General features: G+C 64.1%; 16 protein-coding genes. 7 read left to right on the top strand and 9 right to left on the bottom strand.

Going from position 1 to position 21,702, the window contains the following annotated elements; all coding sequences use genetic code 11:
- Positions 1 to 37: 37 nt before the first annotated feature.
- From DJFAAGMI_RS15815 to DJFAAGMI_RS15855, 9 genes are all read right to left on the bottom strand, one after another.
- Entirely contained in the window at positions 38 to 1,066 is a 1,029-nt protein-coding gene (locus tag DJFAAGMI_RS15815; protein WP_211457835.1) for a Bug family tripartite tricarboxylate transporter substrate binding protein, read from the bottom strand.
- Between the two features lie 196 nt (positions 1,067 to 1,262).
- Positions 1,263 to 4,133 (bottom strand): Hsp70 family protein, encoded by a 2,871-nt coding sequence (locus tag DJFAAGMI_RS15820; protein ID WP_211457836.1) that lies wholly within the window; start codon positions 4,131 to 4,133, stop codon positions 1,263 to 1,265.
- Between the two features lie 122 nt (positions 4,134 to 4,255).
- Complete coding sequence (locus tag DJFAAGMI_RS15825; RefSeq protein ID WP_211457837.1) at positions 4,256 to 5,152, bottom strand: NAD(P)H-binding protein; 897 nt, start codon at positions 5,150 to 5,152, stop codon at positions 4,256 to 4,258.
- Positions 5,149 to 6,234 (bottom strand): ABC transporter substrate-binding protein, encoded by a 1,086-nt coding sequence (locus DJFAAGMI_RS15830; RefSeq protein ID WP_211457838.1) that lies wholly within the window; start codon positions 6,232 to 6,234, stop codon positions 5,149 to 5,151. Before DJFAAGMI_RS15830 ends, DJFAAGMI_RS15825 begins: the two co-directional genes overlap by 4 nt.
- A gap of 31 nt (positions 6,235 to 6,265) precedes the next feature.
- The gene (locus DJFAAGMI_RS15835) at positions 6,266 to 7,891 is read right to left on the bottom strand and encodes an ABC transporter substrate-binding protein (protein WP_211457839.1); all 1,626 of its coding nucleotides are present in this window, start codon (positions 7,889 to 7,891) and stop codon (positions 6,266 to 6,268) included.
- 41 nt (positions 7,892 to 7,932) lie between these two features.
- The gene (locus DJFAAGMI_RS15840; protein ID WP_211457840.1) at positions 7,933 to 9,171 is read right to left on the bottom strand and encodes an acyl-CoA dehydrogenase family protein; all 1,239 of its coding nucleotides are present in this window, start codon (positions 9,169 to 9,171) and stop codon (positions 7,933 to 7,935) included.
- On the bottom strand, positions 9,168 to 10,700 hold the full coding sequence (locus DJFAAGMI_RS15845) for an amidase (RefSeq protein WP_211457841.1): 1,533 nt from the start codon (positions 10,698 to 10,700) through the stop codon (positions 9,168 to 9,170). The genes DJFAAGMI_RS15840 and DJFAAGMI_RS15845 overlap by 4 nt, the downstream gene beginning before the upstream one ends.
- Positions 10,697 to 12,283, bottom strand: coding sequence for an ABC transporter substrate-binding protein (locus DJFAAGMI_RS15850; protein ID WP_211457842.1), 1,587 nt, complete (start codon positions 12,281 to 12,283; stop codon positions 10,697 to 10,699). The genes DJFAAGMI_RS15845 and DJFAAGMI_RS15850 overlap by 4 nt, the downstream gene beginning before the upstream one ends.
- Positions 12,284 to 12,330: 47 nt before the next feature.
- Positions 12,331 to 13,515 (bottom strand): LLM class flavin-dependent oxidoreductase, encoded by a 1,185-nt coding sequence (locus DJFAAGMI_RS15855; protein ID WP_211457843.1) that lies wholly within the window; start codon positions 13,513 to 13,515, stop codon positions 12,331 to 12,333.
- A gap of 354 nt (positions 13,516 to 13,869) precedes the next feature.
- Between DJFAAGMI_RS15855 and DJFAAGMI_RS15860 the strand changes: the two genes are divergently transcribed.
- From DJFAAGMI_RS15860 to DJFAAGMI_RS15890, 7 genes are all read left to right on the top strand, one after another.
- Positions 13,870 to 14,856 carry an ABC transporter permease gene (locus DJFAAGMI_RS15860; RefSeq protein ID WP_211457844.1) on the top strand — a complete coding sequence of 329 codons (987 nt, stop codon included), beginning with the start codon at positions 13,870 to 13,872 and terminating at the stop codon, positions 14,854 to 14,856.
- Positions 14,856 to 15,872 (top strand): ABC transporter permease, encoded by a 1,017-nt coding sequence (locus DJFAAGMI_RS15865; protein ID WP_211457845.1) that lies wholly within the window; start codon positions 14,856 to 14,858, stop codon positions 15,870 to 15,872. Before DJFAAGMI_RS15860 ends, DJFAAGMI_RS15865 begins: the two co-directional genes overlap by 1 nt.
- Entirely contained in the window at positions 15,873 to 16,871 is a 999-nt protein-coding gene (locus DJFAAGMI_RS25265; RefSeq protein WP_003058891.1) for an ABC transporter ATP-binding protein, read from the top strand. It abuts the gene before it with no gap.
- A gap of 7 nt (positions 16,872 to 16,878) precedes the next feature.
- The gene (locus tag DJFAAGMI_RS25270) at positions 16,879 to 17,838 is read left to right on the top strand and encodes an ABC transporter ATP-binding protein (protein WP_211457846.1); all 960 of its coding nucleotides are present in this window, start codon (positions 16,879 to 16,881) and stop codon (positions 17,836 to 17,838) included.
- A 21-nt stretch (positions 17,839 to 17,859) separates the two neighbouring features.
- Positions 17,860 to 18,876: an aldo/keto reductase gene (locus DJFAAGMI_RS15880; protein ID WP_211457847.1), complete on the top strand. Its 1,017-nt coding sequence runs from the start codon at positions 17,860 to 17,862 to the stop codon at positions 18,874 to 18,876.
- Positions 18,877 to 18,974: 98 nt separating this feature from the next.
- On the top strand, positions 18,975 to 20,234 hold the full coding sequence (locus DJFAAGMI_RS15885) for an acyl-CoA dehydrogenase family protein (protein ID WP_211457848.1): 1,260 nt from the start codon (positions 18,975 to 18,977) through the stop codon (positions 20,232 to 20,234).
- Positions 20,235 to 20,477: 243 nt separating this feature from the next.
- On the top strand, positions 20,478 to 21,509 hold the full coding sequence (locus DJFAAGMI_RS15890) for a porin (RefSeq protein WP_211457849.1): 1,032 nt from the start codon (positions 20,478 to 20,480) through the stop codon (positions 21,507 to 21,509).
- Positions 21,510 to 21,702 lie beyond the last annotated feature (193 nt).

The following is a 21,702-nucleotide window of genomic DNA, read 5'->3' on the forward strand; positions in this document are numbered from 1 at the left end:
CGCCAGCGGCCAGATGTATCAACAAGCTGTCGTCCCCTCAGTCGATATGCGCGCCGGAGTCCTTGACCACCTGCTTCCAGTACGCCAGCTCGGCCGGCAGCATGGCCTTGAAGCTTTGCGGCGTGGACTCCACGCGCTCGGCGCCCAGGGTCTTGAGCCGCTCTGCCATCTCGGGCCTGGCCAGCACGGTCTTCACGGCCTGATGGAGCTTGTCCACCACCGGCTGCGGCGTACCGGCCGGTGCAAACAAGCCATACCAGCTGGTCACGGCCAGGCCCTTGCCCAGCACGGGAATCTCGGGTGCCAGCGAGGTCGGCCTGTCGGACGCCACGCCCAGCACGCGCAGCTTGCCGCTGCTGACAAAAGGCATCACGCCGGGAAAGCTGCCAAAGGTCACCGGCAACTGGCCGGCCACCACATCGGTGGCGGCAGCCGACGCCCCCTTGTAAGGCACATGCAGCAGGCTCACGTTCTTCTGCTTCTTCAGCATCTCGCCCAACAGATGGTTGAGCGTGCCGTTGCCGGCAGAAGCGTATTCCACCTTGCCCGGATGCGCCTTGGCATAGGCCACCAGTTCATCCAGATTCTTGGCCGGGAAGTTCGGATTCACCACCAGCAGATAAGGCGCGACGGCCAGCTGCATCACGGGAGTGAAATCCTTGATGGGATCGAACGGCACCCTGGAATAAAGCGCCGGATTGATGGTGTAGGCGCTTTGCGCCGTCACCAGAAAGGTGTAGCCGTCGGCCGCGCTGCGCGCCACCTGGCCCGTGCCCAGATTGCCGTTGGCACCGGCGCGGTTTTCCACGATGACGGGCTGGCCCAGCGAATTCTCCAGCCCCTGCGCCACGGCTCGCGCAATCACATCGTTGGCACCGCCCGGTGCCTGGGGCACGACAAAGGTAATCGGCTTGGTGGGCCAGTTACCGCCCTGCGCCAATGTTTGCGTCAGAGGAGCGGCCACCACGGCAGCCAGTGCCGCCAGCAGTAGCGGGCGACGTCGGGTTCCGGAGATAAAAACAGCGTTTCGCGCAGTCTCGGTGCGCGCAGCTTCTTCAAACTTCATGGCAATAATTTCCTGTGGTGGTGGACATGGATGCTGCCAGCCCTCCATGCCGGCCTGTCGTCCCATGCAACAGGCCATTCTTGCATCGCTGACCGGAGGGCCTGAACGGCACTCACTGTTCGGCCATCGTCTTTGGCAGGGGCTGCCTCCTGCAAATGCCGTGGCCACACGGCCTACCCGCAGCGGCTCGGCCTCTTCACAACAGCACCAGGCCCGGCGGCAGGCTGTCGCCCAGACTGCGCTTGTGATCCTCGGCCCCCATCTGCACCACCTGCTCGACCATGGTCATCCAGCGTTCGGGCGCACCGCTGCTGCGCATCTTCTCCAGCACCTGCGCCCTGATGGCATCGGGCAGGTCACGCGCGCGGTCGCCCGTCATTCGGGCCATCTGCACTGCGGCAAACATCGCGGTTTCGTTCCTGCGCCAGTCCTGGGCCAGGGTGGCGTTCAGGAACTCCAGCGCCGCCTCGGGCGGCATCACCAGATGGGCGTTGGCGGCCAGCGACTGGCGTGCCGCGAGGCGGCCTATGGCCCACCAGGTCTGCACGGTTTCATCCTCGCGCCTGAGGCGCTGCAGCATCCACTGCCCCATTTCCTGGCGGTACTGCCAGGGCACGGCCTCCATGGCCGCGAACAGGCGCAGCATGTCGTCATAGCTGCCGTGGCTGGATTTGCCGCGCGTGTTCTGCTGCACGGCCTTTTGCATATGGCCGGCCACGTCCTCGAGCAGCTCCATCTGCCGGGCCTCGTTCAGACCCGCAGCCACGCGGCGCCAGAACACCCACCACTCCGTCCAGTTGGCGCCCTCTTTGGCATGACCCAGGCCCTGGCCATACAAGGCCCAGACCTGGTCTATGCGCCAGACATCGAGTTCCGCCCCCACGCCTGGGCGCAGACACCAGCCTGCAAGGTTGAACCAGACGCGCTCATGGTCGGCGGTGCGACGGCGGCGCCTGGCACGGGCCAGCAGCGCATCGAACAAGGCACGCAGCAGGCCCAGCTCCCAGCCCTCGCGCGGGCCGAGAACTCTTTCGAGCGACTGGCGCAGCTGGCGCACTTCCCGGGTCGTCACCTCCTGCGCCTGCGTGCCGAAGATGCGGTCCACCAGGGCCACGGCTTCGGGTAGCCTGGCCAGCAAGGAATCTGATTGCTTCTGGCCCTCGGCGCTTTGTGCATCTTCGTTGTCAGCGATGGTTTCAGAAGCCGCAGCACCGCGCACGGCAAAGGGCAGCAACCAGGACCGGCCCGCGTCCTGCACGGCCACGCAGCGCACTTCCAGCGTGCCGACCTCGCTCATGCAGGCTTGCAGCTGCACCTCGACCTGGGCAGCAGAGCGGCCTTCGGGCGCGGGCAGCACCGTGGCCAATGGCGGCAGCTCCACCCAGCCATCGCCGGTCAAAAGGGCAATCTGGCCGGCCTGCACAGGTACATGGCTCTGGCTGTTGGCCAGCAAATTGAAGCGCACGGCCTGGCCCAGCTTGAGCGCAAAGCGCCGGCCCGAAAGCACCATGCGCACGCCCTCTTCCGTGCCGCGCGGTAGCAGGCACAGGCCTTGCGGAGCTTCACCCTGCTTGCCCGGCAGCAGCAGCCAGTAGCTGCGTGCCGAACCGCCACCAATGCGCGGCACCACGGGTTTGAGCGCTGCCGCCGTCTGCCCGGCCCGTGCTTCAGGCGGGTTGGACACAGCAATCTGAGCCGCCAGCTCGGCCTGATGGCGGGCCAGCCCGTAGGCCGCCGCACCGCGCGCCACGGCCCAGTCCGGGTGCGGGTTGTGCAGCACGCGCACCGGGCTGCCGCGCCACCGGCCAAGCAATTGCGTCAGACGCTGCACCATGGCGTGGGCGTGGAACACGCCGCCGTTGAGCAACACGGTATCGGGTAGCCCCCCGCTTGCATGCTGGCCGAGAAATTGCGCCAGATGACGGCTGATGGCCGCATCGGCGGGATAGGGCAGGCCAAAGCCGCGCAGCGCACCCTGCCGCCTGGCGGGCATATCGCTGATCTGAACGACCGGCAAAAAGCCGTCGACCACCGACTGCCGCACCTGCTCACGGGTCAGCGTGACGCTTTGAGTCGCTGACAGCAGCTTGCTGCCGCCCCCCAGCAAGGTAATGCCGATCTGCTCTGGCGCGTTCTGCGCCAGCAATTGCTCCTTGGCCATGCGGCAGCGCTGCACCAGCTGGGCAAAGCGCTGTGCGGACAGTCTCTGGTTTTGCTCTCCGGCCTTGGCCGCAAACGCAGTCTCAAGCTGATGGGCCAGCGCCAGATCCATGTTGTCGCCACCCAGCATCAGGTGCTCGCCGACGGCCATGCGCGTCAGCGTGGGCAGGCCGCCGTCGGCCGATGCATCCACGCGGATCAGCGTCAGATCGGTAGTTCCCCCGCCCACGTCCACCACCAGTACCAGCCGGCTGTCCGCCAGTTGTGCGGCCAGCTCATCGCCCTGCAGCACCAGCCAGTCGTGAAACGCAGCCTTGGGCTCCTCCAGCAACTGAACGTGCGGCAGGCCCGCCATCTGCGCGGCTTCCAGCGTCAGCGCACGTGCGCCCTCGTCAAATGAAGCAGGCACCGTCAGCACCACGCTTTGCTGGTGCAGTGGCGCTTCGGGATGGACTTGCTCCCAGGCTGCTTTCACATGGGCCAGATAGGAGCTTGAGGCCGCCAGCGGCGATACCTTGACCACGTCCTCGCCGGCCCCCCAGGGCAGGATGGCGGCCGTGCGATCCACACCGGTATGCGAGAGCCAGCTTTTGGCACTGGCCACCAGTCGCCCCGGCACGGCGGCTCCCAGATCTCGCGCCCAGCGGCCGATGACGGCAGGCGCCGCTGCATCTGCGCCCTGCGGCGGCCAGGGCTGCCGCCAGCCCTCGCCCAGCTCGCCCTGGGCTGCCTGGTAGCGCACCGAAGGCAACAGCGGCTGCGCCACGACCTCGCCTGCCGTGCTGCGCTGGGGAATGTCGAGCAGTGCGATATCGCTTGTCGCACCGTCCAGCGCAACGCTTGCCACGACCGTGTGACTGGTGCCCAGGTCGATGCCGATGACATAGAGGGGAGACGGTAAATTCATAGAGAGCCGAGAAACGCAGAACCCGGAAAACGCCATCCGGATTCCTGATCGTAGCAACTCTATGCAAGAAGCATTGCGAAATGGTACGAGCAGCCCGCCATCACTGCTGTATCGGACCCTGCTCAGGACAATGGAGCGATAGGCACTGCACGCAGCTGTTCGGACAGAAAATCCGCCACGTTGCGTGGCTCGCGCCCCAGCACCAGTCTGACGGTATCGGTCACCGCGGCCGCATGGCCTTCGCTCATCAGATCAAAGAACTGGCCATGCACCCGAGCAATGAACGGGTCCTGCGCAAGCGCAGGCAATGGTGCCTCCACCCGAATCTGCCGGGACAGGTGGTGCGAGGCGATCTGCGCCAGTTGCTGCGCGCCCACCGCCTGCCCACCAGTCAGCACCCACGGTCCGGGCGCGCGCTCGCGCATTTGGCGCACCAGCCTCTGATTGAGCAGCGCCTGCACGGCCACGTCGGCAATGTCCCTGGCATCGATATAGGACACAGCGGCGCCGATATGGTGGCAGCGGATCGCATCGCCCTCGCGCAGATCGCCGGCCACCCGGCTCAAGCCCACCTGCATCCAGGCATTGGGGCGCAGCACCACATGCGATATGCCGCTGTCCTGCAGAAACTGCTCAACATGGCCGTGGGCATCGCCCGACAGCGAGAGACCAGAAGGATTTATCGTCCAGTCCGAGCCCGAAAGCTTGACGATATGAGACAGACCGGCGGCCTGCGCGGCCTCGATCACGCGCGACTGCTGCGCGGCCAGCGCGGGGCCTATGGGCGAAAGCAGGAACAGGCTGTCCGCCCCGGCCGTGGCTTCGCACAAGGAGGCCTGCTCATCGAAGCTGGCTTCGGCAATCTCCACCGCATCACCCCATAGCGAGCGTGCCGTGGCGGCGCAGCGCACCAGCACGCGCACACGCGCATGGCGTGCCAGCAAACGCGGCACCAGCAACTGCCCCAGCCGCCCACTGGCACCGCTGACCAGAACTCTGGGTTCTGCTCTCTTGCTCATGCGCTGACTGCCGCCTCGGGCCGCTCGGCAGCAGCGGACTGCTGGGCGAGCAAGGCTGCCAACGGCCTCTGGTCCACCCAGTCCGCGAGGGAAAAGTCAGCGGCAAGGAATCCCCACTCGAGCAGAAAGTCCTTGAAATAGCCAATGGCATCAATCAGCTCTGGCTTCAGGCTGATGTCCAGATGGCGATGCACATCGGGCCCATTGGAAGCCAGGATCGCCTCCTCGCTGGTGGCGATTTCCCTCGCGACAAACCGCAGCGTCTCGTCGGGATGGGTTTCGGCCCAGCGGCCTGCGCGCTGCACCACGCGCAGCAGCTCCACCACCAAGTCCGGGCGTTGTCCGGCCAGGGCCGCATCCACGGTCAACGTACGTGGCGTGCCATTGTTGATGCGCACACGCGGGTCGGGGTGACGGCCGAACTCGCTGACAATCTGGGCGCCAATCAGATTGGCCACCAACACCCCTTCGGCACCTTTGACAAAGATCGCATCCACTTCGCCGCGCACCAGGGCCTCGACTTCGCGGAAATAAGGGTGGCGGCGGCGCAGGCCGAACAGGCTGGGCGTGCCCTGCTCCTGGATGATGGACTCCTCGATCACCAGGTCGACCAGCTCCACATCGCGATGGCTGAGGCCCGCCAACGACAGGCCGGAGACCAGCCCCTTGAGTGCCGTCGCGCGGTGGAAGTCGATCAGATCATTGACGCGGGCTGGTACGCCAAAGCGCCTGCCGGCCAGTTGCTCGGGCGCATGAATGCCGCGACCAGGCAGCGTGATCAAAGCCTGGAATTCGTCGGTCCAGGTGATGGCGACGAGCCGGGTATCGCGCCCTTTGGCGCGCGCCCAGATCGGGGGAATATTGCCGCCCTGCCGGAAGGACCATGACAGATGATGGTCGAAATGGCTTTCCCGCACGCTGCGGTCCTTGGAGTCGAAAATCGACTCCACACCAATGCCCAGCTCAGCAAAGGCCGACTGCAGCCAGCCTTGCTGCGCGGCAATCCCCAGCGGGGACGGCACGGGGCAGCGGGTATACCAGAGGGATTGCGGCTGAGCCGCCGTGCTGTGGGTGGAACTCATGCGTTTCTCCTTGATTGAGACGGTGAAAGGATCAGGACGCTGCCAGCCACACGCTTGCCAGATTCCCGGCCACGCCGTCGGCGCCCACCGTGTGGTTGCGCACACGCTTGTCGACGATGGTGTAGATATGCGGCGCGACCAGAGTGATGTCCGGCAGATCGAGGGCGATGCGCTTCTGGAACTCGGCGATATCGCGGATGCGCTGCGGCTCGTTGACCTCGACGGCTGCGGACTCCAGCAAGCGGTCCACCTCGGGGCTGACATAGTGGGCTCCATTGGAGAAAGGAAGGCCGCGCTTGAAGTTCTTTGACCAGTACAGCCGCTGTATCCCCACGGTGGGGTCGAAGGTGTTGCTCATGGCGCTGACATGCAGATCGAAAGCACGATCGGTGTAGACGCGCTTGATGTAAGTGGCGAAGTCTTGGCCGTTGATCTGCACGTCAATGCCTATGCGCCCCAGGGCCTGCTTGAGAAAATCTGCCGTACGCTGGCCGCCCTCGTTGGGAATCGGCGTCAGATGTAGCCGGATGCGCCAATTGCCACCAGCCTTGCCGCGCCGCAGCCCGGCATCGTCCAGCAGCTTCTCGGCAGCCTTGAGGTCATGGGGCAGTTGAGGAAGGTCGGGCACATAGAATTTTTTGAGGGCGGGATGGACCGGCCCCGAGGTCAGTCGCCCCTGGCCGTACCAGGCGACCTTGAGCAGGTTTTCGCGCTGGATCGCGTGGGCAATGGCCTGGCGCACCCGCAGATCCTTCAAGGCCTCGTGCTCCAGGTTGAACTCCAGACGATAGACGGTGTTGATGTATTCATAACCCCGGGTCTCGAAGCTCAGGCCGGGCTTGGTGCGCAGGCGATCGACTTCGGAGAAGGGCACCGGCGAACTCGGAGCAATCTGCACCTGCCCGCTTTCAATCGCGGCCGTGCGTGCCGCTGCATCGGGAATGAAGCGCACGATCAGCCGGTCGATATACGGTTTGTCGCCATCCCAGTAATGGGGGTTGCGCTCGTAAATCACATGGCTGCCGCGCACCCATTCCTTGAACACGAAAGGCCCGGTCCCCACCGGTGCATTGTTGGCCGGATTGGCATCGGCACGCCCCGTGGAATACAGATGCTTGGGCACCATGGGCGATTCCGAGGCAGCCAGCGCCGTGATCAGATAGGGAATCGGCTTGCTTAGCTTGAGCACCACGGTGTGCGCATCGGGTGTCTGGACCTCGGAGACGCTGGCAAAAGTGGCGCGACCGCGCGGATGGAACTCCTTGAGCAAGGCGATGGAATGCGCCACATCGGCCGACGTGAACGGCTTGCCGTCATGCCATTTCACGCCCTGACGCAGCTTGAAGCTGTAGAGCAGGCCATCGGGGCTGATGGTCCACGACACCGCCAGCTGGGGCTGGGGGTTGAGGTTGAAGTCATAGGTCAGCAGGCCCTCGGTGACCTTGCCCGAGATCGTCACTGACGAACCCGCCGTATGTGCAATCGTGGTCAATGTCGGCGGCTCGGGAAACAGCAGCAGCGTCAGCGTGCCGCCTTTTTGCGGCTTTTCCTGCTGGGCCCAGCCGACCGAGGGAACGATGGAAGACAGGCCGGAGGCTGCGGCGGCCAGCACAAAGCTGCGGCGCGAGGCCGGAGAAGAGTCGATATCAGCGGACATGGTGAAGGCAGTCGGAGTGGAAAACAGACGCAGAGCGCGCTCTAGCGGCGCTGCAGGCCTGCGCGGCCGGCATTGCTGCGAATCAGGTTGTTGGGCGGTGAATGGATCTGGCTGCAAAGCACATTGCGCAGATGGCGCTCCAGCGGATTGCGACGTGCCAGACCGTGGTTGCCGGCCAACTCCAGAGCCAGCGTGGCGGCACGCACGGCGTTTTCCACAGCGACATGTTTGGCCACCGCCGCCAGCCCGTCGGGAGCGGAGCCCGCGTCATAGGCGCGTGCGTGGCTGTCCAGCAGGCAGTCGCTGGCCTGCAGCAGCACTTCTATCTCGCCAAACTTCTCCTGCACCGTGGGCAGCGAAGCCAGGGATGCCCCGCCCAGTGCGCTGGGGCGCCGGTGATTGAGAAAGTCGGCCAGCCAGTCGCGTGCAGCGCGCGCCGCGCCATCGTAGACACTGGCCACCAGACTGAAATACCAGGCAATACCATGAGCCTCGCGTTGCAGACCATCAGCGGCCGGGCGCAGGCCCACCGCATGGTGGTCGGGCACCCAAGCCTCTTCCAGCAGCAAATCCTGGCTGACGGTGGCACGCATGCCCATAGGGTCCCAGGTTTCGACCAGACGCGAGCCCGGCGTGCCGCGCGGCAGCACAAAGCTGCCCAGGCGCGGCTTGTCCTCATCGGTCACCGCCAGCACGCTGATCCATGCCAGCAACGGCCCGCCCGTGACGTAGATCTTGTGCCCGCTGAGCTGCCAGCCCCCTTGCACACGCCTGGCCCTTGTCGCAGGCAAACCGCCATGGGAGGGAGAGCCCAGCTCAGGCTCCACCTGGGCTGCATTGAGCAGCGCAGGCCCTTGCAGACTGGCGGCAATCAGCTCGGTCGCAAGTGCCGCAGACCATTCCCCCGAACCCGCCTGTTGGGAGCGCGCTATCGCCGCATGCATGCTGTAGTGCATGGACAGAATCAGCGCCACCGCAGGATCGCCCTGGGCCACGGCGCCAACCACGGCGCGTGCCGTTGCCAGGCCCGCACCATGGCCACCAGCCTCTTTCGCAATCGTCAGGCGCAGCAGGTCGGCCTCGTGCAGCAACGCAAACTGCGGCGCGGGCGGTGCGCCGCTGCTATCGTGAGCACCGGCCAGCGCGGCCAGCTGCACGGCCAGCGCTGCGGCCCTGGCCACCAACTCCGGCGCCTGCAGTGCGGTCACGCCAAACGGTGCTGCGCCCCTGGCCTGGGCAGGCGAGAGATGCCCGCGCTCCATTTGCACAATTTCGCTCATGCCACGACCTCCAGATTGTGGAGCTGCGGTGCCACAAAGCCGCCGTGCGCGAGCTCGAACGCATGGGCAAAAGCGATCGTGGTCCGGTCCTCGAGATACGGACCCACGGCCTGGGCGCTGACGGGCAGCCCGTCGTCGTCCAGGCCCAGGGGGAAACTGGTCGCCGGCAAGCCGGGCAGTACGGGCAGGCCCGCCCAGTTGAAGAGCTCGCGAAACCCCAGCTGGCGCATGCCATCGGCATACGCCACCGGAAAGCGGCGCTCCTCCTTGGGCTCCTGGTGCTGGTGCGCAAAGGCCGGCGTGGGGGCGACAGGGCTGAGCAGCACATCGAAGTGGGTGAACAGCTGCTCCCACTGATGGCGCAGGGCATGGCGGTGCTCGTTGTCCTGCAGCCAAGTCGCATGCGACAGGCTGGGCGCGCGCAGCAAGGCCGCCTCGGCGCTGCGATCATCCGCCGCCAACTCGGCCAGGCGCTTGCGCTGCGCCGGCGACAGCGGCGGCGGATTCGCCACCGACGCGCCCAGCAGGCTGCGATAGGTGCGGTGCTGCTCCCCGAGGTCGGGGCGCAGCGCCGCCGGAAGATCGCGCCACAGCACAGGCGTCACGCCCTCGGCTTGCAACCGCTGGAGCAAGCGATCCATGACGAGCTGCTCGGAAAGACTGGGATCGGCCCCGGGCCAGGCGTCGATCACCAGTACGCGGAAATCCCTGAGCTGCCGGTGGCGCGCTGGTGGCAGTGTGAATTTCCAGCCCTTGGCCTCCAGCGGGTCAAGGTTCAGCAACAGGTCCAGTGCCAATTCCAGATCCTGTGCAGTGCGCGCCAGCGGCCCGGCCACCGACAGATCACGTGCACTGAAGCGCCCCTGGGGCGCTCCGGCTCCGCGCATGGAGATCAGCCCATAGCTGGTCTTGTGCCCGAAGATGCCGTTGAAATGCGCGGGTATGCGTACCGAGCCACCTATGTCGGTGCCCAGCTCGAGCGCCACATAGCCTGCAGCCACGGCAGCCGCGCCGCCCCCCGAAGATCCGCCCGGCGTACGCTGCAGATCCCAGGGATTGCGGCTGGTGCCGTAGATGGTGTTGTAGCTTTGCAGATCGGCCAGGGAATGCGGCACATTGCTCTTGCCGATGAGCACGGCTCCCGCCGCGCGCAGCGCAGCCACGGCCAAAGCATCCTGGCGCGCGATATTGTCCTGGAAGTCGGGGTTGCCCACGGTGGTGGCCAGGCCGGCCACGTCGAAGTTCTCCTTGACTGTGATGGGCACGCCCAGCAACGGTCTTTGCTCGCCGCGCTGCAAGGCGGCATCGGCCTGCAGCGCATCGCTGCGAGCCTGGACCACGGCGCGCACGGGCACTGCATTGAGCTGTGCCTCATGGCGCTCCATACGCGCCAGCGCCTGCTCCAGCAGCGCCACGGCCGTGACCCGGCCGTCGGCCAGAGCCTGGGCCTGCTCGCGTGCACTGGCAAAGACCAGGGATTCAAGCCCGTCATCGGCCGGCGTGGGAAGGGACGGATTCACGGCAGTCATTTGCGGGGCTCCAGCCAGAGATCGGAGAAGTCGCCTGCCGTCAGGTCGATGCTGTTGTTGAGCCCGTGGACGCGGGTGCTGTGCACGCGCAGTGCCGATGGCACGGTGGCCAGCGGATAGACAGGCAGATCCCGTCCCACGATCTGCTGGATCTGGCGGAACTGTGCGGCACGCCGGCTGTCGTCCAACTCGACGGCAGCCTGGCGGAACAGCTCGTCGACCTGAGGGTTGTTGTAATGCGAGGCATTGATCCAGATCAGCGGGTTCTTGATGCCGTCGGACCAGTAGATGCGCTGCACCCCCACCGAGGGATCGAACAGCCGACCCAGGCCGTTGATGTTCAGATCGAACTCGCGTGACGTATAGACGCGCTTGAGAAAAGTCGGCAGGTCGCCATCGAGGATATCCACCTTGATGCCCACGCGATTGAGTGCGGAGCGCAGGTACTCTGCCGTCTGCTTGAACTGGGCACCGGGGATATAGCTGAGCCGGACGCTGAAGCGCTGACCGTTGGCCTGGCGCGGATAGCCCGCAGTATCGAGCAACTGGTTGGCGCGGTTCACATCGAAGCCGTACTTGAAGCTGCTGTCGTCGTAATAGCCGGCGAGCACCTTGGGAATCGGCGAATTCACCAGCTCCGCCTGCTTGTAGTAGACGTTGTTGACGATGAACTGGCGGTCCACTGCATGGGCGATCGCATGACGCACCTCGGCTTTGGCCAGTACCGGATTCTCTACATTGAATTCAAGAAAGGACGCGTTGTTGAGAAAGGCGTCATAGCTGGCGTCCAGCTTGAGCGCGGGCTTTTGCAGCAGGCGTCCGAGATCGGCCAGACTCAGGTTCTGGGCGATATCGGCCTCGCCTGTTTCCACGGCCGCCGAGATCGCCGAGGGATCACGGACAAAACGGAAGACCACGCGATCCACATGGGGCACGCCCTGGCGCCAGTAGTTCGGATTGCGCTTGAGGATCACATGGCTGCCGCGCACCCATTGATCGAACACAAAGGGACCGGTGCCCACGGGGGCCGTGATGTTGGCACTGGCCAGCGGATCGGCATCGCCGTAACGTCGGGCCGGAACGATGGGCAGCTCTGCCGACGACAGCGACTTCAGCAGAAAAGGCGCCGGTTTGGAGAGCACCAGCACGGCCGTGTGGGGATCGGGCGTATCCACACGCTCCAGGCTCTGCAGCGTGATGCGGCCGCGCGGCCCCAGCTTTTTCTGGGTCAGCAGCGAATAGCGCACATCGGCCGAGCTGAAATCCTGGCCGTCATGGAACTTCACTCCCTGGCGCAGCTTGAAGGTGTATCTGAGGCCGTCAGGGCTGATGCTCCAGGATGTGGCCAGCAACGGCTGGGGTTTGAACTGAGCGTCATAGCGCAACAGGCCTTCGGTGATCTTGGCACTGAGATCGCGGTTGTCGGTCTTGGTGTCCAGAAACGACACCAGCGAGGTGGGTTCCTGGGCGACCACCGCGGTCACGGTGCCCCCTTTGACGGGAGTGGCCGGCGTCTGGCCATGAGCGCCCGCAGTAATCACGGACAGCAGAGCCCAGAACATGGGCTTGTAAATGGTATGCATGAGAGAGATCAGCAAGAAAGAGAAAGGACGATGCAGAACGGCGGCGCTCACAAGCGCAGACCCGCCTGCTTCATGAGCGGCAGAATGCGATCACCGAAAAACTCCAGATCGGGCTTGAAGTCGAAGAAGCTCAGTTGCAGGCCGTCAATGCCTGCACGCTTGAGCTGCACGAACTGCTCGACCACCTGCTCAGGCGTGCCGATGACTTCGATGTTTCCACCTATGGCCCGACGCTTGGGCGCATCAAGACCTGCACGACCCTTCCAGGCATGGGCATCGCTTTTGTGGCTGTTGAAGCCCTCGGGTGTACGCAGGTCCTGATGGGCCACTATGGCGTCGTGATAGGCCCAGGTTTCCTTCTCGGTCTCACGGCTGATCACCATGGGATTGAGCAAGGTGCGCACCGATCGCCCCGCGTTGCGCGCCACCTGCTTGACCCGCGCCGCATGGTCGGGAAGCACTTCGATGGCGCGCGCGAAGTCCGAGGCGCCAGGGCTGGTGATGAAAATCAGGTCCGAGTATCTGGCCGCGAATTCGATGCCCGCATCCGAGCCCGTGGCATTGACCAGCACCGGCCGGCCGTAGCGCGGCTTGGGACTCACAAAGCCGCCGCCCAGCTTCCAGGGCGAGCGGCCCGAGAACGAAAAATTCTCGTCATCGGCCCACAGGCGCTGCACCACTTCGATGAACTCCGAAGCCAGTTCATAGCGCTGGTCATGCTCGATCTGTTCCCAGCCGAACATCTTGTGCTCCACCTCGCGATGACCCGTCACCACATTGATGCCCCAGCGCCCTCCCGAGATGTGATCCAGCGTGGCGCCCCACTTGGCCAGATGCAGGGGGTGCAGAGGTCCGTAGAGCACGTGGATGGTCGAGATCAGCATGATGCGGCTGGTGACAGAGGTCAGTGCCGCCGTCGTGGCAAACGAATCCAGCGCCTGGCCATTGAAGACTCCGCCATACCCGCCCTTGGGCAGCCATTGCGACAAGGCAAACACCAGGTCGAACCCCAGCTTCTCGGCATGAAGCACCAGATCCCGGTTGTAGTCAAAACTCCAGTCGGTGCTGCGCGGCAAGGTCGAAGCACTCCAGCCACCGGCCTGTATGGGCAGAAACAGGCCGAGCAGAACCGGCTGATTGAAAGCCTTGGAAAGCGGGCTTTCGGGATATTCAAGAGGTGAAGGGAAATGCTCCCAATCCACGAGAGAGCCAGGTCGTAATGCAGAAGTCATAGATCAGCCATGGGGTCTTGATATGTGACGCAGATATTTCTATAGAAATGAAAATACCGAATCACAGCGCCTTCCAATAATCACATGACGACTCTGATATCCCTAGCAATAATTTCGCATTTGCATATTCAGAAATATGCCAAGACCGCAACCCTCAAGAGAGTTCGAACGCTCATGCCTATAGATTTTTCAAACATAAACAAGAATCTCAAAAATATAATCTGCACTCACTAATTCACCCTGAAGATATTTCTTATTTATTTTTCAATGATCGATATAATAAATCAGGCTCAATAAACAGATTTCACTGAATATTTACGCCTCTATCATTCATGGATTAACACACGATTCCCCATGAGTGCCACTCCACGTTTATTACGCTCGCTTTGGTTCAATGCGAAATATGCGGTCCCCACCGTGCTGGGCGTCGCCGTATTGAACTTTCTGCTGCTGCAGCTGACGCCGGGCGATGCCGCCGATGTCATGGCCGGTGAAGCCGGCGCGGCCACGGCCGAGACCCTGGCGGCACTGCGCTCGCGCTTCGGGCTCGATCTGACGGTGTTCCAGCAGTTGCAGGCCTATCTGGGCAACCTCGCCCACCTCAGCCTGGGCTTCTCGCCACGCTACAACATGCCGGTGATGGCTCTGATAGCTCAGCGCCTGCCAAGCACGCTGCTGCTGATGGGACTGGCCCTGTCCATCGCGCTGACGCTGGGCATCGCGCTGGGCGCGGCCATGGCGTACTTCGCAGGTCGCCTGCCCGACCGCCTGCTCTCGGTGCTGTCCCTGCTGTTCTATTCAGTGCCCGGCTTCTGGGTCGGGCTGATGCTGATCGTGCTGTTCTCGGTGCAGCTGGGCTGGTTGCCCAGCGGCGGATCGGCCAGCATTGGCTCGCAGCTCAGCGGTCTGGCCGCCGTGCTGGACCAGTTGCGCTACATGGTCCTGCCTGCCACCTCGCTGGCCTTGTTCTTTGTCGCCATATATGCGCGGCTGACACGTGCGGCCATGCTGGAGGTGCAATCCCAGGACTTTGTGCGCACCGCAGCAGCCAAGGGCCTGTCTCCCTGGCGCATCACGCTGCGCCATGTATTGCGCAACGCCCTGCTACCCGTCACGACCATGGCGGGAATGCACCTGGGCGGCATGCTTGGCGGCGCCGTGGTCGTCGAAACCGTCTACAGCTGGCCCGGCCTGGGTCGGCTCGCGTTCGAAGCTGTGCTCAGCCGTGACTTCAATGTGCTGATGGGCGTGCTGTTTCTTTCTTCCCTGCTGGTGATCGCAGCCAATGTGCTGGTCGACCTGCTGCACGCGTGGCTGGACCCGCGCATCGAGGTTCGCTGATGTCCCTGTCATCCACCCCCGATCTGCTGCAGACCGCACCGAATGCGGCTCCGTCGGCTGCAACTGCCGCGCGCAACGAGGCCGCAGCGCCCGAGCCGGTGCCCCCCTGGCCCAATGTGCATGCACCCGATGCAGTGCGCACCACCACCAGCGAGGCCCGTGCAGGCAGCACAAGCCAGGGCCATCGAGCACTACGCGTTTTTCTGCACAACCCAACGGCCATGCTCGGCTGTGCCTTTTTGCTGGCGGTTCTGGCGCTGGCCCTGGCTGCCCCCTGGCTTTATCCCGGCGATCCGCTGGACATGGTGGCCCAGCCCTTTCTCTGGCCAGGCCAGGACTCGCAGTTTCTGCTCGGCACCGACTCCATGGGACGTGATGTCGCGGCCGGCATTGCCCACGGCGCCCGGATTTCGCTGCTGGTAGGCATCTCGGCAACCCTGATCGGTCTGAGCCTGGGCATCGGTATCGGCTCGATCAGCGGCTATTTCGGAGGCTGGGTCGATGACGTGCTGCAGCGCGTGGTGGTGCTGTTCCAGACCATTCCCAGCTTCATCCTGCTGGTCGTTCTGGTCGCCATTGCACAACCGACGATAGGCACGATCGTCGTGGCCATAGGTCTGGTGACCTGGCCGACCGTGGCTCGCCTGGTACGCGCCGAGTTCCGTTCGCTGCGCGAAAAGGACTTTGTGCTGGCCGCGCGTGCCCTGGGCTACTCGCATGCCCGCATCATCCTGCGCGAGATCCTTCCCAATGCCCTGCCCCCGATCATCGTCACCTCCTCGGTCATGGTGGCCTCGGCCATCCTGCTGGAATCCGCGCTGTCCTTCATGGGCATGGGCGACCCCAACGTCATCAGCTGGGGCAGCATGATCGGCGCGGGGCGCGAGCTGCTGCGTACCGCCTGGTATCTGACCGCCGCGCCGGGCCTGGCCATCGTGTTTGCCGTTCTGGCCTTCAACCTCATCGGCGACGGCCTCAACGACGCGCTGAACCCACGTTTTTCGCAGGAGCGCTGAATGAGCGGACAGACCTTGCTCGATGTACGCGGGTTGAGCATCCGTTTCCCGCAGCACGATCCGGTGCGTGGACTGAGCTTTTGCGTCAATGCTGGTGAGACCCTGGCCATCGTCGGCGAGTCGGGCTCGGGGAAATCGCTGACAGCGCTGGCGCTCATGAGGCTGCTGCCGCGCGCGGCGCGTATCGCCGAGGGCGAAGTCCGTTTCAACGGCCACGATCTGTTGCAGCTGAACGAGCAATCGATGCGACGTCTGCGTGGGCGCGAGATCGGCATGATCTTTCAGGAGCCCATGACATCGCTCAACCCCGTCTACTCCGTCGGCTGGCAGATCGCCGAGGTGCTGCGCCAGCATGAAGGACTTTCCGCCAGGTCGGCGCGGCTGCGCGCCGTGGAGCTGCTGGACACCGTCCGCATCCCCGATCCCCAGCGGCGGGTGGACGACTTTCCGCATCAGCTCTCAGGTGGCATGCGCCAGCGCGTGATGATCGCCATGGCCATTGCCTGCAGCCCGCGCCTGCTGATTGCGGACGAGCCGACCACGGCACTGGATGTGACCATCCAGGCCCAGGTGCTGGATCTGCTGGATCGCCTGCGCAAGGAACTGTCCATGGGTTTGATTCTGATCACCCATGACCTGGGCGTGGTGTCGCAATGGGCCGATCGCGTGGTCGTCATGTATGCCGGCCGCGAGGTCGAGCAGGCAAGCCCCGGCCCGCTTTTCGAGCATCCCCTGCATCCCTATACCCGGGGTCTGCTGGCTGCATCGCCGCGGCTGCAGCCCGGAGCGCATTATCAGGACGGCCCCCTGAGCGAAATTCGCGGCAGTATCGCCTCGGCCATCGGCCAGCAAGGCTGTGCCTTCGCCCCGCGCTGCCCGCACACCCAGGCCTATTGCCGCATCGCCGTGCCGCCACTGATGGATGCAGGACCAAAGCGCCTCAGTGCCTGCCCCGTCACCTTGCCTGCCGCTGCCACGCAGAACGCAAATTTTTCCTAGGATTGCCATGAGCCTGCTGAACGTCAGCGATCTTCAGACCCATTTCAAACTGCCCAAGGGCGTACTGCGCGCCGTGGATGGCGTTTCCTTCACCGTGGAACGCGGCGAAACCGTGGGCCTGGTGGGCGAGTCGGGTTGCGGCAAATCCACCCTGGGTCGCAGCCTGCTGCGGCTCGAAACACCGACTGCCGGGCATATCACGCTCGACGGGCAGGACATCCTACCGCTCAAGGGCGCCCAGTTGCGCGGCCTGCGCAAGCGCATGCAGATGATCTTCCAGGACCCGTTCGCCTCGCTGAATCCGCGCCACAGCATTGGCAGCATTCTCGAGACGCCATTGCAGGTGCATGGCCTCGGTGATCGTTCCCAGCGCCGCAGGCAAGTGGAGCAGTTGCTCGACCGCGTAGGCCTGCCGCGCAGCGCTTTGAGTCGTTACCCGCATGAATTCTCGGGGGGCCAGCGCCAGCGCCTGGGCATTGCACGGGCTTTGATGCTGCAGCCAGATTTGGTGGTCTGCGACGAGCCGGTATCAGCCCTGGACCTGTCGATTCAGGCCCAGATTCTGAACCTTCTGGTCGAGATGAAACGCGAGTTCGGTCTCTCCTACCTGTTCATCTCGCACGATCTGTCCGTGGTGCAGTATTTTGCCGACCGCGTGCTGGTCATGTATCTGGGGCGCATCGTCGAGAGCGCCGATCGCCGCAGCCTTTGGAGCACTCCTCGCCACCCCTACACCCAGGCCTTGATCGATGCCGTGCCCGACCCATCCCGCCACCGGCAGGTAACCCCGCTGAGCGGCGATCTCCCTAGTCCGCAGAACCTGCCGTCAGGCTGCCGTTTCCATCCTCGCTGCCCCAGGGCCAGCGAACTGTGCCTGAGGCAGGAGCCCGCACTGACCGATCTGGGAGGCAGCCACCAGGTCGCTTGCCACCATCCACAGACCTCTGTGATTTCCTTTCTCCACTAACCACCGATCAAAGCCATCTCCATGACCTATCGCTATCTGGGCCGCAGCGGCCTCAAAGTCTCCCGCCTCGCACTGGGCACCATGATGTTTGGAGGCCCCACCGATGAAAAAACCTCGCATGAGATCATCGCCAGGGCCAAATCCCAGGGCATCAACTTCATCGATACCGCCGACGTCTATCAAAAGGGCGTGACCGAGCAGGTTGTGGGCCGTGCCCTGGCCGCAGACCGCAACGACTGGGTTCTGGCGACCAAGTTCGGCAACCCGCTAGGCGAAGGCCCCAATCGTTCCGGCACCTCGCGCAAATGGATCATCGAATCGGTGGAAAACAGCCTGCGCCGCCTTGGCACGGACTACATTGACCTGCTGTACTTTCACCGCGCAGATTTCGATGCCCCGCTAGGCGAGGCAGTCCGCGCCATCGGCGATCTGATCCGCGCCGGTAAGCTGCGCTACTTTGGCCTGTCCAACTTCCGCGGCTGGCGCATCGCCGAGGTGGCGCACCTGGCCGATGCCGAAGGCATAGACCGCCCCATCGCCAGCCAGCCGCTCTACAACATCGTCAACCGCACGGCCGAAGCAGAGCAGTTGCCGGCGGCTGCAGCCTATGGACTGGGCGTGGTCTCCTACAGCCCTCTCGCGCGAGGCGTGCTGACCGCCAAGTACCCGAGCCTGGAAGCTGCCGATCCTGGCTCACGCGCCGCACGCAAGGACAAGCGCCTGCTGGAGACCGAGTGGCGTCCCGAATCCATCGACATCGCTGCCGAAATCAAACGGCACACCGACGCGCGCGACATCAGCACCGTCGACTTTGCTCTGGCCTGGGTGCTCAACAACCGCCTGATCACCTCTGCGATTGCCGGCCCCCGCACTCCCGAGCAGTGGGAAGGCTATATCCGTGCTCTGAACTACCGGTTCACTGCCGAGGACGAAGCCCTGGTCAACCGCCTGGTAGCTGCCGGCCATCCTTCAACACTGGGCTTCACCGACCCCGGTCACCCTGTGGAAGGCCGCATTCCCTACGTTGCCGCCGCATAAGCCGGCAGACGCCTCTGCAGGCGCCATCGTGAAGCTTCTGCCTGACCCGGCTTTCACGGTGGCGTCTGCCGCTCAAAGTCCGAAACAGACCATCACCGATGAATGCATTCGTCACACCTCTGCGGCAAGCTGCGGCTGCACAGGAATCAGCAGCGCCATCCGCTCGTCCAAGCCGCACAGACATACTCTCGGGTCTGCCGCAGCTCGCCGCAGCCATTGCTCCCGGCGCGGCGCAGCGCGAGCTGCAGCGTGAAGCCCCTTTTGCGGCTTTTGAGCTGCTGCGTGCTTCAGGCATAGGGGCTCTGCGCATCGGTCGCGAGCAAGGCGGCCCAGGCGGCTCCATTGCCGATGTCATCGAGGTGGTCGCAACGCTCGCTGCAGCCGATTCGAACGTTGCCCATGCACTGCGCACCCACTTCAACACGACCGAGCTGCTGCGTCTGGACCGAAGCCCTTCGCCGCTGGCACAGCGCCAGATCGGCTGGGTGCTGGAAGGCAAGCTGTTCGGCGGTGCATTCACCGAGCTGGGCACGGCACGCGCAGGTATCAGCACCTCGACACTGCGGCGCGAAGGGGAACACCACCGCCTCAATGGCAAAAAGTACTACGCCACCGGAACCGCCTATGCGGACTATTTCAATGTCTTTGCCGTCAACGCGCAGGAACAGGGCATCACGGCCGTGATACCCGTTCAACGCGAAGGCGTACGCGTGCTCGACGACTGGGACGGCATGGGCCAGCGCCTGACGGCCAGCGGCAGCGTGGAACTGGACAATGTGCTGGTGTACGACGACGAAATCAGTCCCAGCTCCCGCGAACAATTGCCTGGCCGCCATGCTTCTGCATTACGACAGCTGATTCTGGTGGCCACCGCAGCCGGCATAGTGCGCAACCTCTTCAGCGATGCACGTCACTATGTACTGCACCTCGGACGCCCGGCCATGCACAGTCCTGCCGAGCGTTCGCGCGATGATCATTTCGTGCAGGCAGTGGTGGGAGAGCTGGCCGCAGCCAGGTATGCCATAGACCAGTTGGTGGCGGAAAACGCCCGCCAGCTCGACCTGGGTGCCGAGGCACTGCTACTGGAGCATGACGACACCGAGAACATCGTGCTGCAGGGCGCACTGGCTACGGCCAAGACGCAGCTCGTCGTCAGCCGACTGGCTCTCAACGCCGCCGAGCGGCTGTTCGAGGTCGGTGGAGCCTCGGCCACCTCACGCAAACTGAATCTGGACAGGCACTGGCGCAATCTGCGCACCATCTTCAGCCACAACCCCTTGCTTCACAAATCACGGGTCGTTGGCGACTACGAGCTCAACGGCACACGCACCCATCTGGAAGAGGGTCGCGTCTTCTAGAGCTGCGCACAATCGCAGCCGGCCTCTGGCCGAGCAGGTATCCGACTCTCTCAGGAGGTGGCCCCCAAAGCACATGTGGTCCGTCAACCTGTTGCGCAGCAGTGCTGCCGAACGCAGGCACGGGCAGGACCTCAAGGAGACCACAGTCCAAACCGGTGCATGTCTGCTGGCACGGGATTTGCCTTGTTACAAGCGCGCAGGTTCGCGCAAGTTTCATAGCAAAGATCGAAGGCTAGTCGCTACATGCCAGTCAAAACAACAACTGTGTCTCGTGTCCTCTTCGCCGTTCTGGCTACCGCCGGAGCTTCCGTCGCGCTCGCACAAAGCAGCGTGCAGATCTATGGCCGCCTCAATACCTCGGTAGAGCATCAGAAGGTAGGAGGCAGCAGCCTGACCGGGCTGTTCAACAACAACTCGCGCTTTGGCTTTGTGGGCAGTGAAGACCTGGGCGGCGGCCTCAGGGCCGGGTTTCAGCTCGAATCCGGCTTTGAGTCCGACACCGGTGCCGGCACAGGCAGCACCGGCGCGCTGGCCTTTCAGCGCCAGAGCGAAGTCAACCTCTCGGGCAGCCTGGGCAAGCTGCGTCTGGGCCGCTTCGGTGCCGCCACTTATTTCGGCATTGCCGACTATGGTGCGCTGGACGAACCCAACCACGACACCGGCGCCATCGCCGATGCGCTCTACGACTATGTGATGCGCAACACCAACAAGATTGCCTACCGCAGCCCGGTCATGGCCGGACTGACGGTGGAAGCCCAGGCATCGCTGCACGAAAAGACGGCCGGCACCGTGCAGAAGAACGGCTATGACCTCTATGCCAACTGGGAACGCGGCCCGCTGGCACTGGGGGCGGGCTTTACCCAGCTGGGTGACGACAGGCAGTTTGCCCTGCGCGGCCACTACATCTGGAGCGCGCTGCAGATCGGCGCCTACTACCAGCGCTCGGACAACGGTTCAGGCTCGCTGTGCAGCCATGGCGGTGCCGGCTGCGGCAGCCGCGATGCGGCACGCGTGACCGCGGTCTACCGGGCTGGCGCTTCGGAAGTCGCCCTGGGCTACGGCTGGGCCAGCCGCTGGAGCCATGTGCCCGGCAGCAGCGCACGCCAGTGGATTCTTGGCTACAACCACCACCTGAGCAAACGCACCAAGCTCTACGCGGCCTACACGCGCATCGACAACGGATCCGGCGTGGCCTATGGCTATAACTTCAAGGGTGGCGTGGGCTATGGGCAGGATGCCAGCAGCCTGAGCATCGGTCTGCGCCACGCGTTCTAGATCTCAGCTTGAGCGGCGGGCGCGTGCCATGTTGCTGGTGGGCGTGGCGCGCGCCCTGCTGCCTCAAAAAAATGAGCTGATTGCGCTTTCTGTGACTGGGCCAGAGGCTGATTTGGCCTGAAGTTCCTGTTTCATATCGCTTCTGCCGCTGGCTTATTGGGGCAACATGCCTTGGACAAGGGCAGACATGCAA

Source organism: Comamonas brasiliensis (genome assembly GCF_018292285.1).
Classification (GTDB): domain Bacteria; phylum Pseudomonadota; class Gammaproteobacteria; order Burkholderiales; family Burkholderiaceae_C; genus Comamonas; species Comamonas brasiliensis.